We start from the raw sequence: 16,774 nt of genomic DNA on the forward strand, positions 1-16,774 counted from the left end.
ATGTCTATGAATGAATAGAAAATTTGTAGCAGCTCTCACGCCCGCGACCCCGGACACCGCTCACCCGGCACTGATCCCCGCGCCCGGCGCCGCCCGCGCCGGCGGCGGGGACTTCGCCGTCCCGGCGGGACTGCGCGTGGACGCCGGCCCAGGGACCGAGGCCACCGCACGCTGGCTGCGCGCGACGGTGGGCGCGGCGACCGGCCTGCCGCTCACGGAAACCGGCACACCCGATGGCGCGGACTGCGCGGACGGTATGGGACACGCCCGGATCGTCCTGCGCGTCAACGCGGACCTCGCGGCCGCACGCGGCCCCGAGGCGTACACCCTCACCACCGCACCCCCGGGCGACGGCGGCGCCGACGGCGCGCCCGCCGTGACCATCGAGGGCGGCGGCCCCGCCGGCGTCTTCTGGGGCGCGCAGACACTGCGCCAGCTGCTCGGCCCCGACGCCTTCCGCCGCGCGCCCCTCGACGCGCACCGTGTCTGGCGGCTGCCCGCCGTCACCGTCGAGGACGGCCCGCGCTTCGGCTGGCGCGGCCTGATGCTCGACGTGGCACGCCACTTCACGCCCAAGGAGGGCGTGCTGCGCTACCTGGACCTGCTCGCCGCGCACAAGCTGAACGTCCTGCACCTCCACCTCACCGACGACCAGGGCTGGCGCCTGGAGATCCGCCGCCACCCGCGCCTGACCGAGGTCGGCGCCTGGCGCCCGCGCACCAAGTGGGGCCACCGCGCGTCCGAACTGTGGAGCGAGACCCCGCACGGCGGCTACTACACGCAGGACGACATCCGCGAGATCGTCGCGTACGCGGCCGAGCGGCACATCACCGTCGTGCCCGAGATCGACGTGCCCGGCCACTCGCAGGCCGCCATCGCCGCCTACCCGGAGCTCGGCAACGCCGACGCCGTCGACACGTCCGCGCTCGGCGTCTGGGACACCTGGGGCGTCAACTCGAACATCCTCGCCCCCACCGACGCCGTCCTGCGCTTCTACGAGGGCGTCTTCGAAGAGGTGCTCGAACTCTTCCCGTCGCGCTACATCCACGTCGGCGGCGACGAGTGCCCCAAGGAGCAGTGGAAGGAGTCGGCCGCCGCGCGCGAACGCATCGCCGAGCAGGGCCTCGGCGACGAGTACGAGCTCCAGTCCTGGTTCATCAGGCACTTCGACACCTGGCTGACCGCGCGCGGGCGCCGCCTGATCGGCTGGGACGAGATCCTGGAGGGCGGACTCGCCCCCGGCGCCGCCGTCTCGTCGTGGCGCGGCTACGGCGGCGGGGTCGCGGCGGCCAGGGCGGGCCACGACGTGGTCATGTGTCCCGAGCAGCACGTGTACTTCGACCACCGGCAGGCGCCCGGCGACGAGGAGCCGATGCCGATCGGCTACGTGCGCACGCTGGAGGACGTCTACCGCTTCGAGCCCGTCCCGCAGGAGCTGGACGCCGCCGAGGCGGAGCGCGTGCTCGGCGCCCAGGCCAACGTGTGGACCGAGGTCATGCAGGACATGGGCCGGATCGACTACCAGGTCTTCCCGCGCCTCGCCGCGTTCGCCGAGGGCGTGTGGTCCTCGCTCGGAGCCCCGGCCGAACGGGACTTCGCCGGCTTCGAACAGCGTATGGCCGAGCACTACCGCCGCCTCGACGCGCTCGGCGTCGCCTACCGGCCGCCGTCGGGCCCGCTGCCGTGGCAGCGCCGCCCCGGCGTACTCGGCCGCCCGCGCGAGGGAACGCCCCCGAGCGTGTGAGGCGACACGTGCGCCCCGCGCGTGTACGGAGGCCGGCGGCCGGAGATCGCACAAGCCGTACAAGTACCCACGTCAGCACGGGAATACCGCGATACGCCCGATACGCTGAAGGCGGGGCGAATCCGGCGTTCCTCGGGTAAGGGGCGGATGCGCCCTTCGTGGACCCTCGCGTCGGGCTGCCCCGAAGATGTGCCAGAGTTGCCACGTCCGGCCTGTGAGCACGTACGGTACGGCACACAGGCGGGACTGCCGGGGACACCGGAAAGGGGCAGCTGGGTTGACCACGCACGCACCGCATACAGCGCAGTCCGTGACGCTGCCGGCCTCGCTCGACGAGGCCGTGGCGGCACTCGCGGCCATGCCCGCCGCAGTGCCTGTCGCAGGTGGGACGGACCTCATGGCCTCCGTCAACAAGGGGCTGCTGCGGCCCGCCGCGCTCGTCGGGCTCGGACGCATGAGCGAACTGCGCGGCTGGCACTACCAGGACGGCCACGCGCTGCTCGGCGCGGGCCTCACGCACGCGCGCATGGGACGCCCCGACTTCGCTGCGCTCATCCCCGCACTCGCCGCGTCCGCGCGCGCCGCGGGCCCGCCGCAGATCCGCAACGCCGGCACGCTCGGCGGCAACATCGCCACCGCCGCGCCCACGGGTGACACGCTGCCGGTCCTCGCCGCGCTGGAGGCCACCCTCGTGGTCGCGGGCCCCGGCGGCGCCCGCCGCGAGATCCCGGTCACCCACCTGCTCGCGGGGCGCGAGATGCTCGCGCCCGCCGAACTCATCGGCTTCGTACGGGTCCCGCTGCTGCACGCCCCGCAGGTCTACCTCAAGGCGACCGCGCGCACCGGCCCCGGCCGCGCCACCACCTCGGTCGCCGTCGTGCTCGACCCCGCCAGGCGCGGGGTGCGCTGCGCGGTCGGCGCCGTCGCGCCCATGCCGCTGCGGCCGTTGGAGGCCGAGCGGTGGATCGCGTCGCTCATCGACTGGGACGGCGCGCGCGGGCTCACCCAGGAAGCGCTCGCGGCCTTCGGCGAGTACGTCGCCGCCGCCTGCGTGCCCGACCCGCTGCCGCCCGCCGACGGGGGAGAGGCGCCGCAGCCCTCGCCCGCCGTACTGCACCTGCGGCGTACCGTCGCCACGCTGGCCCGGCGAGCACTGGGGAGGGCGCTCTCGTGACCGACAACGAAACACCAGGCGCGGGCGGCCCGAACGGCGCCCGCTCCACCGGCGAATGGCCGGAGCCCGAGCCCGGCGGCCAGGGGGACCAGGGCGGCTGGCAGCCCGTGCCGCACGGCGGCGAGTACGACGCGGAGGCCACCGCCTTCGTCCAACTGCCCCCGGAGGACGGCGCGGACGCGCCGCTCGCGGCGCCGGGCCACGGCTACGTACCGCCGATGATTACACCGCTCCAGCCCGACCCGTCCGTCGCGGGCACCTGGGGCGCGCCCGACCCGCAGGCAGCGCAGCACGGGGCGGCCGGCGACGAGCAGGCGCAAGCCCAAGCCCAGGCCCAGGCGCAGCTCCAGACCGACGACCAGCAGGCCGCGCAGCAGCCGTACGGCGATCCCTACGGGCAGGGCCCCTACGCGCAGGGGCCGTACGCACAGGGCCCGTACGGCCAGGACCCGTACGCCCACGCCCCCTACGCGCAGGCGGACACCTACGGCCAGGGTGCGTACGGATACGAGCCGCAGGACCAGGACCCGTACGGGCAGGAGCAGACGCACGATGAGCCCGGGCAGGGCTACCCGCACGCCCAGCAGTCGCACGATCCGCACGACCCGGAGCCGCACGACCTGCACGACCCGCACGCCTCGCAGGCGCAGGGCCCGCACTCCCAGGACCCGCACGCGACGGCGCACTGGAACTTCACCGACGCCCTGGGCGACTCAGGCCCCGCCGTCCACGACGCGCCCCCCGAGCCGCCCGCGGCACACGAGCCCCCCGCCCACACCGGCCAGTGGCGCATCCCGCTCGCCACGGGTGACGTGGCGGACGACTCCGGTGAGTTGAGCGCCGCGCTCGCGGCCTCCCCGTGGAACGCGGGCGTCGCGCCCCCGGCCACCCTCCCCGGTGGGGCCCGCGCCCCCTGGGCGACCGACCCTGAGCCGGACCCCGAGCCCGTGCCGGATCCCGAGCCCGTGCGGCCGCACCAGGCGCCGCAGGCGGCGCACGGCCCCGACGCGTCCCACGCGTCCCAGCAGTTCTGGGCCCCCACGGCGGACGCCGCGGCGCAGGGCCGCGCCGGGACGGACGGCGCGCCGGAGCCCATGGCCGACGGAGGGGAAGCCGAACCCGCCACAGCGAGTGCCGGGGAGCATGGCACCGCGGAGCCCGTAACGGAGGAAACCCCCGCCGCGCAGGACGGACACCCCGGTCACGCCGGTCACGACGGACACACCGTACCCGGGGCGCCGGAGGAGGCCCCCGCGGACGAGCCGGCGGCCGAAGCGGCCGCCGCGGTCCCGGACGACGCGCCCGAACCGCAGGCCGAGCCCGGGATCGACCCCGAGGCGGCCCACGCGCCGGAGCCCGAACCGGAGCCGGACCCGCGGACGGCCACCGGGGCGGACACGGACGCCGAAACCGACTTGGACACGGACACGGACGCGGACGCCGACGTCCACGCCGGGGCCGACGCGGCGGCCCCCGAACCCCTCTCCGGCCTCGCCGAGTTGGCCGCGGAACCGGCATCCGACCCGGCGCCCATGGCCGAGCAGCTCACCATCGGCACCGACATCGTCGAGCACCCCTCCTGCTCCTACTCCCTGCGCGTCAACGGCCAGGAGCGGCCCGTCAACGACGCCTGGATCGGCGAGTCGCTGCTCTACGTGCTCCGCGAGCGCCTCGGCCTCGCCGGCGCCAAGGACGGCTGCTCCCAGGGCGAGTGCGGTGCGTGCAACGTCCAGGTCGACGGGCGGCTCGTCGCCTCCTGCCTGGTGCCCGCGGCGACGGCCGCCGGGTCCGAGGTCCGCACCGTCGAGGGGCTCGCCGCCGACGGCGAACCGTCCGACGTGCAGCGGGCGCTGGCCGCGAGCGGCGCCGTGCAGTGCGGCTTCTGCGTGCCCGGCATGGCCATGACCGTGCACGACCTCCTTGAGGGCAACCACGCCCCCAGCGAACTGGAGACACGCCAGGCACTCAGCGGCAACCTCTGCCGCTGCTCCGGCTACCGCGGCGTGCTCGAGGCCGTGAGCGAGGTCGTCGCGGGCCGCGCCGCACTCGCCGAGGCCGCCTCCGCGTCCTCCGACACCCACGCCGCGGGCGGCCACCCCGGCACGGCCTCCGCGGCCCACGACGCCTCCGCGTCCCCCGACGCCCCCGAAGGGCCCGCCACGGACGGGCGAATCCCGCACCAGGCGCCACCGGGAGCGGGCGGCATCCACGGCGCCCACAACCCCCGGACGAACGAAGGAGGCATGGCGTGAGCACCGACCAGGCCACCGCACCCGCCTCCACCTCGACGTCCCCCTCCGACCCCGACGCCCCCGAACGCGAGGAGCCGACCCTCGGCATCGGCGCGTCCCTGCCCCCGGCCGACGCGCGGGCCAAGACCGAGGGCACCTACCCCTACGCCGCCGATCTCTGGGCCGAAGGCCTGCTCTGGGCGGCGATCCTGCGCTCCCCGCACCCGCACGCGCGCATCCTCTCCATCGACACGACCGCCGCCGCCTCCATGCCCGGCGTGCGCGCCGTCGTGACGCACAAGGACGTACCGGGCGATCCCTCCTACGGCAGGAGCGTCGCCGACCGCCCCGTCTTCGCCTCCGACCTCGTGCGCCACCACGGCGAGGCCATCGCCGCCATCGCCGCCGACCACCCGGACACCGCACGCCTCGCGGCCGCGGCCATCGCCGTCGAGTACGAGGTGCTCGAACCGGTCACCGACCCCGAGAAGGCGTTCGCCGCCGAACCGCTGCACCCCGACGGCAACCTGATCCGCCACATCCCGCTGCGCTACGGCGACCCCGCCGTGCAGGGCGACGTGATCGTCGAGGGCCTCTACCGCATCGGCCGCCAGGACCCCGCGCCCATCGGCGCAGAGGCCGGGCTCGCCGTGCCGCGCCCCGACGGCGGCGTCGAGATCTACACCGCGTCGACCGACCCGCACACCGACCGCGACCTCGCCGCCGCCTGCTTCGGCCTCCCGCCCGAGCAGGTCAAGGTCGTCGTGACCGGCGTACCCGGCGCCACCGGCGACCGCGAGGACCCCGGCTTCCACATCCCGCTCGGCCTGCTCGCCCTGCGCACCGGCTGCCCGGTGAAGCTCGCCGCCGGCCGCGAGGAGTCCTTCCTCGGCCACGCCCACCGCCACCCGTCCCTGCTGCGCTACCGCCACCACGCCGACACCGAGGGCCGGCTCGTCAAGGTCGAGGCGCAGATCCTGCTCGACGCCGGCGCGTACGCCGACGCATCGTCCGAATCGCTCGCCGCCGCCGTCGCGTTCGCCTGCGGCCCCTACGCCGTACCGCACGCCTTCGTCGAGGGCTGGGCGGTCCGCACCAACAACCCCCCGTCGGGCCACGTGCGCGGCGAGGGCGCCATGCAGGTGTGCGCCGCCTACGAGGGCCAGATGGACAAACTGGCCGCGAAACTCGGCATCGACGCGGCCGAGTTGCGGCTGCGCAACACCCTCGCGACGGGCGACATCCTGCCCACGGGCCAGACCGTCACCTGCCCCGCCCCGGTGGCCGAACTCCTCCGCTCGGTCAAGGACTTCCCCCTCCCCGCACTCCCCAAGGACACCCCCGAAGAGGCATGGCTGCTGCCGGGCGGCCCGGAGGGCGCGGGCGAGCCCGGAGCGGTGCGCCGCGGCGTCGGCTACGCGCTCGGCATGGTCCACATGCTCGGCGCCGAGGGCACCGACGAGGTCTCCACGGCCACCGTCAAGGTCCACGACGGCGCCGCCACGGTCATCTGCGCGGCCGTCGACACCGGCCAGGGGTTCGCGACGCTGGCCCGGCAGATCGTCCAGGAGACGCTGGGCATCGAGGACGTACACGTCGCGCCCGTAGACACCGACCAGCCGCCGGCCGGAGCCGCCGCCCACGGCAGGCACACCTGGGTGTCTGGCGGCGCGGTGGAGCGCGCGGCCAAGATGGTCCGCACACAGCTCCTCCAGCCCCTCGCCCACAAGCTCGGCATGTCGACCGAGCTGCTCCAGATCGCGGACGGCAAGATCACCTCGTACGACGGGGTGCTCTCCACGACCGTCACCGAGGCCATGGACGGCAAGGAACTGTGGGCCACCGCCCAGTGCCGCCCCCACCCCACGGAACCCCTGGACGAGTCAGGCCAGGGCGACGCCTTCGTCGGCCTGGCCTTCTGCGCGATCCGCGCGGTCGTCGACGTCGACATCGAACTCGGCACCATCCGCGTCGTGGAGATGGCCGTGGCCCAGGACGTCGGCCGCGTCCTCAACCCCGCGCAGCTGCGCGCCCGCATCGAGGCCGGCGTCACCCAGGGCATCGGCGCCGCGCTCACGGAGAACCTCCGCAGCAGCCACGGCCTCCTGCGCCACCCCGACCTCACGGGCTACGCCCTCCCCACGTCCCTGGACGCGCCGGACATCCGCATCGTCCGCCTGGTCGAGGAGCGCGACGTGGTAGCCCCCTTCGGCGCCAAGCCCGCGAGCGCGGCCCCGGTCGTCACATCACCGGCCGCGGTCGCCTCGGCGGTACGCGCGGCAACGGGCAGACCGGTGGGCCGCCTCCCCATCAGACCCCAGGCGGCCGTGGCCCAAGGGTGACGCCAACCCCGTTGCCCCGGTAACCCTCAGATGCGTACTGTCACTTGTAGTCGTTAGACTGGGCCAGAGATCTGATTGGCGTCCGATTTCGACAGATTCACCAGCAGGGCGGTGCGCGCACGACCATCCGCGCAGCGACGGGGACGGGGGGAGACAGTCGTGGTAGCGGCAGCAGCGGGCGGTGGCGGAGGGTCCCCGGGAGGCTTCGGCGGCCTCATCGGAAGCATGATGAGCATCGGGGCGACAGCCGTCAACGATCTCATGAGCGACCTGGCCGACATGAAGAAATTCAAGAAGGACGTCGACTCGATGCTGACGACGCTCCACAGCTCGCAGGCGGCACCCGGCCGAGTGGGTGAGGACCGCCTGCCCCGTACCCATCTGGGTGGCCACGGCTTCCTGGAGGCCCAGTTCCTGTACGCGTCGTACAACAACGTGCACGACGAGCTGGAAAGCCTCTCCAAGGCCCTGGGCCTCCAGATCGAGAGCCTGGGCATCGCGATCGAGACGGCCGGCAAGAGCTACAAGGACCTGGACGACGACGTCAAGACCCGCATGCACAAGCTGAACAGCGAGATCGAGGCGCAGTACCACCCGAGCCGGGACCCGTACGCGCACACAGACAAGAAGGAACTCAATCCGCAGTCGGGCGGCTACGCTCAGGGGGGAGACGGGGCGTGAGCGGTGGCAAGCCCGTCGCGGGCGAGACCGACTTCGAGTCGATGTCACATGAGGAGATGCTGGCTCTGCTCAAGGGGGCAGACCACGGAGCGGTCAGCGACGTGTCGGTGAAGTTGGCAGAGGTGTCCAAGACGGTCTTGGACATCGGTAACCGCCTGAAGGGACACGTAGCCGGGCTGAAATACGAAGGCGAGGGCGGCGACGCCTTCCGTGAGTGGAGCCACCAGACGGCGAACGCAACGCTGCGGCTGAGCGACTACGCGGACAAGGCCGGGAAGTTCATGGGCCACGTCGCAAATTCGATCGCGGAGACACACTCCAAGATGCCGGCGCTCTCGCAGACGACAAGCGCGCAGGCGGACCTGCACCATGCGACGAAGGCGCTGGAGCACAGCGACTCTCCAAGCCCGAGCCTGGAGAAGAGCGCGATGCTGGCGAACGCGCGCATCGAGTCGACCCGCGGCGACGCGGCATCGACGATGCGCGCGCTGGCAACGTCGTACGTCCACAACGGCGGCCAGATCAACGCCCTGAAGCCGCCAACCTTCCCGCCCCCGGCACACGAGTTGGGCAAGGACTGGATCGACCCACACGTGGATGTGAGCCGGGCAGGATCGTCGGCAGGGAGCGGAAGCCACACTCTGCCGGGCGGCGGTGGCGGACAGCGCGCTTACAGCGTAAGTGGCAACCGTTCCGTCGTTTCGCCTGGCGGGGGTGTGCCGGAGTCAAAGCACCTTGCATACGAAGGTGGCACAGACAGCCTTGCGCCCATCCCGCACGTGCCCGATGCCCATATGGAGATCAACAGCACCGCTCCTCCGGTAGCCCCACCGAACCCGACTCCTCATGGTGCTCTTCCTCCAGGCCCGAACGGTTCGCAAGCAGCACAGTCGGGTGTCGTCCCTCCTGCTTTCGGAGGACCAATCGGAAGCCTCCCTCACTCTGGTGGCAGGTCAGGAAGCAACTTCAGTGTGCGCCCGGGAGGCGGCTTTTCGGGCGGGCGAGTGCCGCGGTTCGGGTCAGCTTTCTCAGAGGGCACGACGCCAGCGGGTACCAGCGGATCTACGCCTCGCCCGAACGGCATCTCGGGTGGGCGACCAGTGCAATCACCCAGCGGCAGGCCACCTGCCCGGCTGCCTCGCGGCACGGTCGTCGGTGGTGAGGAGCCCTCGAACGGGTCGACTGGACGCCCCATGATGGGCCGAGGCACCTCGGCCATGCGTATGGGCGGCGAAGGAGCTGCAGGAGCGGGGCGCAACGGTCTCGTGGGCGGACGAAGGCTCGCTTCAGACCCGGGTGGAGTGGTCGGTAGACCTGCACAATCTGGGAAGTTGGGCGGCAGGCCGTTCACACAGGGAGGCTCTGGTCTCGTAAGAGACGATGAGGAGAACTCCCGTCAGCAGTCGAGGAACGGCCGTATGGGCATGACGCCTCGTGGCGGTAAGAGACCACGCAGTCGTGAAGATGAGCGCGGCGGCGAGCGCCCGGACTACCTGACAGAGGACGAGGAAACCTGGCAGCAGGGCAGCCGACAGGTTGTGCCTCCTGTGATCGATTGAGCCCGCCGGAATAGGTCAGAGGAATAATGCGCAGAGCACATGGACAGTCGCTGGGTCTCAAGACTGTCGCGACGTCAGCCGTAGCCATGTTGCTACTGGGTATTTCAGCTGTGCCCGCATGGGCTTCCGAGACTGTGCGAGAGAGACAGTGGCACCTGGATGCCATGGAAGCTGACTCGATCTGGAAGATCACCACGGGCAAGGGTGTCTCGGTAGCGGTGATCGACTCAGGTGTGGACAAGTCCTTGCCTGACCTGCAGGGGCAAGTCCTGCCAGGAAAGGACTTTTCCAAGCAAAAGGGTAACGAGTATACAGACGTCGCAGAGCACGGATCTGGCATGGCGGCACTCATCGCCGCCACCGGAAAACTGGGCCCGGTACAGGGATCATGGGGCCTGGCCCCCGGCAGTAAGATCATTCCCGTTCGGATTCCCTACGCGCTTGAAGCGTTGGCGAAGGATGGCGAACCGTTCGATACCAGTATGGCTCGCGCAATCAGGTGGGCTGCGGATTCATCGGCCAGAATCCTCAGTATTTCAGTCGCAGATCCGACTGGAGACAGTCCGGAGCTTCAAGCTGCCGTAAAATATGCTCTCAGTAAGAACAAATTGATTTTTGCTGGAGTGGGAAATAGTGCCGAAAAGGGAAATCCGGTCGAATATCCTGCTGCGACGCCAGGCGTCGTAGGCGTGGGTGGCCTAGACCGCAAGGCTACTCTCATGCCGTTTTCGGAGACAGGGCCGCAGGTTGATCTTTCTGCACCCGCGCAAGACATCATCAAGGCATGTGTCGGAACTACCGGGTTGTGTGGCGGCAGCGGCACGAGTGATGCGACCGCCCTCGCGTCTGCATCAGCGGCTCTCCTTTGGTCGGTACACCCGCACTGGACCAACAACCAGGTCCTGCGCGTTCTCTTGAACACAGCGAGCGGTGTTGCCGGTGGCGCCCGTCACAACGAAGCGGTCGGATACGGAGCTGTTCGCCCATACCAGGCGCTACTCCACCCCGGAAACCCGGGCCCCGCAGACGTCTATCCCCTGCCAGATCTCGCTGCCTCCGAGAAGAAGTCGGCGTCGCCCTCTGCCTCGGCTGGTGCTCCGGCCAACAAGGGAAGCGCCGGCAGCGAGCACAGCAGCAAGCCGTCGGCAGCAGCGGCCTCGGACGCCGGCGGAGGCGGCGGTCTCGGCCTGTGGATCGGCGTAGGGGCAGCCGCAGTTGTCGTCCTCGGCGGCGGCGCCTACGCGGTAACCCGCTCTCGTCGCAAGGCAGCAGCCCTCGCAGCGGCCGCCCCACCGCCGCCCTCGTACTACGCGTACACGACGCAGCCCCAGCAGTACTACCCGCCACAGTCGCCCGGCCAGCAGCCCCAGCAGGCACAGCCGTACCCGGGACAGCAACCACCACAGCCTCCGCAGGGCGGAGGAGGGAATCTGCCACCATCGGCCGAAGCCTGATGCGTCGGCAATCACCCAGCCGGGTCGCAACTTCCTCAGTGCTACGCGCTCACTTCCACAGAGAAGGCCGCAGGTCAGGTGAGTGCTTGGATGCCTCAGCACACAGCCGTAGCCCCGTTGCCTTGTCCAATAAGGCCAGAAAGCTCGATATGTCCTGGTAATTGGACTCCCGCAGGATGACAAAGAGACGATAAAGTACTCGGGCGCATGAGAAGCCGAGCGACGTCCTGGCGCGCGGCGACACGGGGATGGAAGGACGGGGGCACCATGTCGTTCGAGGACGAGTGGGCATCTGCTCGGGGGCAGGCAGCACAGAACGTCAGTATGAAGCTGAACCATCTGGCGCCTGAGCCAGGCGGATCGGGTGGCCCGTCCGCCAAGGACTTGCAGGTCAATCAGGACCACCTCGGAGCGCTAGGCAGTGCCGCATACCACCTGCACGACACGCTGACGACGGATGGGCGTCTCGCGGAAGAGAGCACGCAGACCGCAGCGTCGATGCTGACAGTCAGCAGCTTCCGGACGGGTCGAGCCCTGCAGACTGTGCACGACAACTGGAAGTCACAGGTCGACACCCTGTTGGGTGCCTGTGCACTCATCTCCAACCACCTGGACTACAGCGCATCGTCGCACGCCAAGGAGGAGGCCGACATCAAGACCTCGATGCAGGTGTCCGCCATCAACTCTTACTTCAAGTGAGCGGAGGGGAGCAGGCGTGCTGACCTACAACGACGTCTACAACGTGCCACTGGACAAGCTTGCCGAAGCCATGAACGACTGGTCGTCAATGGCCGGCAAGTTGGAGACACTGGCCAAGACGGCGCGTACGACGATGGCTGACAAGGCCAAGGACGAGTACTGGACCGGCAGTAACGCCGACGTCACCAAGCCTTTCATCGACAAGACCGCGAAGGAGTTCAGCGACGCGGCCAAGGAAGCGAAAGGCATCCACGCCATCATCTCGGAGGCGCACACCGCTTTCAAGAAAGCGCAGAAAGACCTCCAAAAACTCATCGATCACGACGCCCCTGCGCAAGGCCTTGTGATCGGCCCGCACGGCAAGGTGGAGGCGCTCCATCCGGTCGAGAGCGATAATCTCGCTCGGCACGACCCCGACTTTTCCGAGATCTACGGGAAGCAGCAATCCCGCATTCGTGCCATGCAGAAGCGGGTCGACGCCATCGTTGAGACGTGCGATGACGCGGACACCTCTGCCGCCAACGCACTCAAAGCCGATGCTACGCCGGACAAGCACCAGTTCAGCACTCCTGCGTACAGCAGCCTGGACGCAGAAGAGGCCCATCGTGCAGCCGCTCTGGCGAGGAAGGGTGCTGACCTTACACACACTGAGCTACAACAGCTGAACGAGCTGCTGAGCGATAACAGTAAGTCACCAGAATTCTCCCGAGACTTCTACAAGAACCTAGGACCGAAGGAATCGCTAGTATTTTACGGGCAGCTCGCGGAGAGCCCATACGGGCTCGGCAACGACATCGACAAGCAGCGTCTCAAGGACGTTAAAGCGCTCCAGAAGAACCTGGGGATGACGTTGGCGACGGCCACGCAGTCGCAGGGTAAGAACGATGACTGGCCATCCAAGTGGTCTACCCAAATGCGTCACTTGGGGACGCAGCAACTGCAGTTGACCAAGAACACTATGAACCCCAACGCGGCGCCCTACGGATACCAGTTGCTTGCTGGCATGCTGCGATACGGTGACAATTACAATCCGAAATTTTTGGATCCCATTGCGGAACATGTGACGCAGTTGCATGCGAAGGACCCCTACATGTTCATGCAGAACAAGGGGATCAATGTCCCGAACGATCCTAACTTCTTCAATCCGTCGGGGAAGGACGGTGCGGGGTACGATCCCGTGAACGGTGTCCTGGAAGCGCTCGGTCACAGCCCGGACGCCTCAAAGCATTTCTTCCACGACTCGCCGCACGCTTATGACCAGGATGGTGACCTGGTCAGCGGACCACCGAAGGACGCAGACGGCAAGGAGATCAAGAGCTACTTCAAATTCTTCGCCAACGGTGATTACCAAATGGCGCCAGACAGCACAAGTCTGGATCCAAAGGACATGAAGGCCGCCGCCAGCTACACCACAGATGCCTTCGGCCATGCTCTGGAGTCGGCAACACTTGGGTATCCTTATGACGACCCCAAGCCAGATCCGACGGAGGCGATGAAGCATCGCGACGCTATGTCGGCGAGCATCATGAAGGAAGTAATCACCACCTACGGTGGTGATTCAGGCGCTGAGCTGATCTTCAAGCATCAGCAGGCCCTGTCCGACAGCCTCGGGAATATGGCTGCGGGATACGTTGACGATCTCAACTGGGCGAATTCTGGTGATCACGCTGACAGTGCGTTTGCACCTTCGGAAAATCTTTCCGGGCACGTGAAGATGACCGATATCGAAGCAACGCAATTCCTGAGCACCCTCGGTCAGAGTCCGGATGCGTATGCCACAGTGTCCCAGGCGAATCGGATTTATGCAGATTCCGCGTTGGAGAAGTTTGCTGGCTCTGATGGCCATCAACCCGCGTGGGGGCGAATCGATGAGATCGGACGCTACACGGCGGGAATGCAAGGCACGCTGGACGACGGTCGCGCTTCTGAAATTATGGCTCAGCACGGACATACTGCTGAGGAATACAGCGAGTCCATGAAGGAAAGATCTTTTTGGGTGGATCTCGGTACAGGAGCTGTGGTTGCTGCTGGCGTAGCAGCCCTGCCGATTGCAGCCCCAGTGGCTGGGGCGTCAGCGGTTCTTGTTCCTCTCGCCATGAGTAACGGTCAAACTGTGGTCAATCACTACATCGGCGACCTCACCGGCGGTTGGGTCGACGCAAATACGGGCGATCACAATGATCAAGTGGCGCAGGCAGGACGTGATCAAGCCCGCGCCGTCATCAAGGCTGGTTCGGATAATGCTAGGAAGCCGTTGGACCTTTTCATTGATAACCATCATCTAAAGCGTGGAGATGAGCACTTGCAAATTGTGCTCAGTCAAAGTGACCACTCCTATGGGGAGGCATCGAACCGCTCTGAATGGTATCGAAGTAGCCCTCAGACGGATGGCTGAAACATATTCTGCGAAGAGGTGTACTTGGAAAACGAGCGCGATAAGAGAGGTGCTAACTATGCGTTATAGGCTGAGGGTGTTTGGTGCCTTGATGGGCGTCTGTTGTGTTCTTACGGGATGTACTGATAGTGGTAGTGGGCAAAAGCACCCGGCGACTCCAAAATTTATGAGTGCGCACAAACTCTGCGGCGATGAGGGACTTTCTCAAGAGGCGGCAAAAGCGGTCGAGTACCTCGCGGGCTCCAGGGACTTCGATAGAGACCAGGATCGACTCAGTCCTGAAAGTGCGGCAGAATCACTTGTGCAATCTTACCAGCCCGGTGATCCAACGGACGATTTGAAAAAAGCGCGGGCATGCGTAATTAACTTGCATGATGGCGACTGGGGGGCAATGACTGCCGGCCTTGCTATTGTGCCCAAGGATGATCCCCGTAAGGCGTCCGGGGGGAACGCAGGAACTTATCGGCTTGGCGACAACCTTGGCTACTCATATCCAGGCGGCGCCGATCTATACTTCAACTGTGTTAGTGCGCAGTTGGCCGACAGCTCACATGACCATCCGCTTGTGCGAGCGGAGTTGGTGGTTGCTCCGTCGCTCTGGCACCTTGCCGGGCATAAGAAGACCGATGTGCAGAAGGCGCAATTGATTCTCATCAATGCCATTGCGTTCACAGCGAGCAAGGAGCTTGGCTGCACGGACTATGGCGGTTTGCGGCAGACAACCAAGCCGCGTTTGGTGGCTCAGCATCAAACATCGTCGCCTTCCACCGCACTGGCCACCGATTAAGTATCGAACCCTGGCGGCGGGCGCCTGCAGAGCGGGCCGCCGCCAGCCAGACGACCGCCTGCGTGCCTGCCTGGGTCAACGCCCTGACGCGAAGCGTACGAAGCGCTCCCACTCTGCGCCGCCGACGGTGCACGTCGGGCCCGTGATGTCTTTGGAGTCCCGCACGCGGATGATGCTTTCGGTGATGGCGATCTCTACGCAGTCGTCGCCCTGGCTGCCGCTGTAGCTGGACTTGAACCAGGCAAGTTCTCTCTGACCGTTGCTCATAGCTCTCCTCGCAATCGCTCCAGCAGGTCCCACGACTCCTTGGCGTTCAGTGCCTGCGAGCGAAGTGTGTCATAGCGCTGGCAGAGCAGGCTCACCTCTTTCCGGTCGGAGATGAGACGACCGTTCTGCTGTCCCTCTGAGTAGCTGACCTTCTGCCCTACAGGGGTCTCCAGGATCCGCATGGGTCCGTCCAAGCAGGCGTGCAACCCGGCCTTCAGTGGTACTACCTGCAGCGTTACGTTGCGTGGGGCGCTGAGTTCCAGGACGTGGTCGATCAGTGAGCGCCTTGCTTGTGCATCGCCGAACTCCCGGCGGAACACCTGCTCTTCGATGATGAAGCTGAACGGCACTTTGGGCGCTCTCGCATCGTCGTCTGCCGTTCCATCCGGGCGGTGAGTTGTGCCTCCAGTTCTTCGTCGGTTCGCAGCGGGATCGTGCCCTCGAACACCGCTCGCGCGTACGCCTCCGACTGCAACAGCCCCGGCACCAGCCGGCACTCGTACGTGCACAGGCTCACTGCCTCTCGTTCCAGCCGGGCCCAGCGGCGGAACCATGTCGCCAGGCCTGCCTCGCCTCGGGTGAGGTGGCGGGCGGCTTTGCGTAGTGCGCCGGTGTTGCCGAGGGCCTCCTCCGCGCGTTCCACGAACGTCTGGTCCGGCATGCGGCGACCCAGCTCGATCGACTCCACCGTGTGTTTGGAGTAGCTGACCCGCTCACCGAGGTCGGCACGGCTCAGGCCGGCGTGCTCGCGCAGGGCCTGGACGAAGGCGCCGAACGTGCGCAGGCTGTCTGACGGGTGTGGCTCCCGCTCGTACTCTGCTGTCGGGGGTGCCGCTCCCGCGCCATCGCGCCCGGTGCTCCTTGCGGCGCCCGTCGAATCCTCATCTTCCGTGTCCATGTCGCCTCCCCTGTCCGTCCCTGCACCCTGACGCATCGTCACTTGCTCGGCTCTATGGGGACTCAGCGTGACGCACTCGTGCCCGTACCGTCCACAATGTGTGTCCGTACGCTGACTCACCGTACGGGCGCGGGTAGCCGGCAATCGGGCGGTCATGGCCCTGAGCTAGGTCGTGGCTTCCGCCGGGCCGGGTCGGCGTGTGCAGCGGCGCCGCGCGCCCGGCACGGAACGCGGGGATCAGCTCGCTCACACGAGGGAGACGCATGCCTCTGACGAAAGCAGGCCGTGTGTGTGGTTCGCTGCTTGGGTGACTCAGGACTTGGAGATCGTCGCGTTCGAATCCGCCGAGGCGTTCCGGGTGTGGCTCGGCGCGAACCATGCCGTGTCGCCCGGCATCTGGCTCAAGCTTCGCAAGAAGCCCTCTCTGTCAGCCTTGGGTGAGACGTTCCGCTTCGGCGGGTTAGCCTGAGAGGGCACGACAGGAGAACCACCCCTCATGACCAGCACCAAGCCCGCCGGATCCGATCCGGCTCCCAGGCCGAA

The 16,774-nt window shown here is 67.8% G+C and carries 12 protein-coding genes and 1 pseudogene; 11 read left to right on the forward strand and 2 right to left on the reverse strand.

What is annotated here, in order from left to right:
* Positions 1-10: 10 nt before the first annotated feature.
* From JFN87_RS13935 to JFN87_RS13980, 10 genes are all read left to right on the forward strand, one after another.
* Positions 11-1,744: a beta-N-acetylhexosaminidase gene (locus JFN87_RS13935; RefSeq protein ID WP_209340344.1), complete on the forward strand. Its 1,734-nt coding sequence runs from the start codon at positions 11-13 to the stop codon at positions 1,742-1,744.
* Between the two features lie 277 nt (positions 1,745-2,021).
* Positions 2,022-2,918 (forward strand): FAD binding domain-containing protein, encoded by an 897-nt coding sequence (locus JFN87_RS13940; protein ID WP_209340345.1) that lies wholly within the window; start codon positions 2,022-2,024, stop codon positions 2,916-2,918.
* Positions 2,915-5,170, forward strand: a complete 2,256-nt coding sequence (locus tag JFN87_RS13945; protein WP_307865441.1) for a (2Fe-2S)-binding protein — start codon at positions 2,915-2,917, stop codon at positions 5,168-5,170. The genes JFN87_RS13940 and JFN87_RS13945 overlap by 4 nt, the downstream gene beginning before the upstream one ends.
* Entirely contained in the window at positions 5,167-7,491 is a 2,325-nt protein-coding gene (locus tag JFN87_RS13950) for a xanthine dehydrogenase family protein molybdopterin-binding subunit (protein ID WP_209340346.1), read from the forward strand. Before JFN87_RS13945 ends, JFN87_RS13950 begins: the two co-directional genes overlap by 4 nt.
* Positions 7,492-7,716: 225 nt before the next feature.
* Positions 7,717-8,172, forward strand: coding sequence for a DUF2563 family protein (locus tag JFN87_RS13955; RefSeq protein ID WP_209340347.1), 456 nt, complete (start codon positions 7,717-7,719; stop codon positions 8,170-8,172).
* Positions 8,169-9,731 carry a WXG100 family type VII secretion target gene (locus JFN87_RS13960; RefSeq protein WP_209340348.1) on the forward strand — a complete coding sequence of 521 codons (1,563 nt, stop codon included), beginning with the start codon at positions 8,169-8,171 and terminating at the stop codon, positions 9,729-9,731. Before JFN87_RS13955 ends, JFN87_RS13960 begins: the two co-directional genes overlap by 4 nt.
* Positions 9,732-9,895: 164 nt before the next feature.
* Positions 9,896-11,185: a type VII secretion-associated serine protease mycosin gene (mycP, locus tag JFN87_RS13965; RefSeq protein ID WP_245179555.1), complete on the forward strand. Its 1,290-nt coding sequence runs from the start codon at positions 9,896-9,898 to the stop codon at positions 11,183-11,185.
* Between the two features lie 267 nt (positions 11,186-11,452).
* Positions 11,453-11,884: a hypothetical protein gene (locus JFN87_RS13970; RefSeq protein WP_030908652.1), complete on the forward strand. Its 432-nt coding sequence runs from the start codon at positions 11,453-11,455 to the stop codon at positions 11,882-11,884.
* Positions 11,885-11,900: 16 nt separating this feature from the next.
* Positions 11,901-14,279 (forward strand): DUF6571 family protein, encoded by a 2,379-nt coding sequence (locus JFN87_RS13975; protein ID WP_209340350.1) that lies wholly within the window; start codon positions 11,901-11,903, stop codon positions 14,277-14,279.
* Positions 14,280-14,445: 166 nt separating this feature from the next.
* Entirely contained in the window at positions 14,446-15,066 is a 621-nt protein-coding gene (locus tag JFN87_RS13980) for a hypothetical protein (RefSeq protein ID WP_209340351.1), read from the forward strand.
* Positions 15,067-15,141: 75 nt separating this feature from the next.
* On the opposite strand, the gene JFN87_RS13985 is transcribed toward JFN87_RS13980, so the two are convergent.
* The gene (locus tag JFN87_RS13985; protein ID WP_209340352.1) at positions 15,142-15,333 is read right to left on the reverse strand and encodes a DUF397 domain-containing protein; all 192 of its coding nucleotides are present in this window, start codon (positions 15,331-15,333) and stop codon (positions 15,142-15,144) included.
* Positions 15,330-16,231 (reverse strand): annotated as a pseudogene (locus JFN87_RS13990) (helix-turn-helix domain-containing protein). Before JFN87_RS13990 ends, JFN87_RS13985 begins: the two are co-directional and overlap by 4 nt.
* Before the next feature lie 307 nt (positions 16,232-16,538).
* Here JFN87_RS13990 and JFN87_RS13995 point away from each other — a divergent pair.
* Positions 16,539-16,700 (forward strand): YdeI/OmpD-associated family protein, encoded by a 162-nt coding sequence (locus tag JFN87_RS13995; protein ID WP_209340356.1) that lies wholly within the window; start codon positions 16,539-16,541, stop codon positions 16,698-16,700.
* Positions 16,701-16,774 lie beyond the last annotated feature (74 nt).

It is taken from the genome of Streptomyces montanisoli (assembly GCF_017813245.1).
Taxonomy (GTDB): domain Bacteria; phylum Actinomycetota; class Actinomycetes; order Streptomycetales; family Streptomycetaceae; genus Streptomyces; species Streptomyces montanisoli.

What these genes read in the sequence shown, in the direction of transcription:
- mycP (WP_245179555.1), top strand. Translation starts at nt 9,896, where the DNA reads ATGGAAGCTGACTCGATCTGGAAGATCACCACGGGCAAGGGTGTCTCG.
- JFN87_RS13955 (WP_209340347.1), top strand. Translation starts at nt 7,717, where the DNA reads ATGATGAGCATCGGGGCGACAGCCGTCAACGATCTCATGAGCGACCTG.
- JFN87_RS13985 (WP_209340352.1), bottom strand. Translation starts at nt 15,333, where the DNA reads ATGAGCAACGGTCAGAGAGAACTTGCCTGGTTCAAGTCCAGCTACAGC.
- JFN87_RS13935 (WP_209340344.1), top strand. Translation starts at nt 11, where the DNA reads ATGAATAGAAAATTTGTAGCAGCTCTCACGCCCGCGACCCCGGACACC.
- JFN87_RS13980 (WP_209340351.1), top strand. Translation starts at nt 14,446, where the DNA reads ATGAGTGCGCACAAACTCTGCGGCGATGAGGGACTTTCTCAAGAGGCG.
- JFN87_RS13970 (WP_030908652.1), top strand. Translation starts at nt 11,453, where the DNA reads ATGTCGTTCGAGGACGAGTGGGCATCTGCTCGGGGGCAGGCAGCACAG.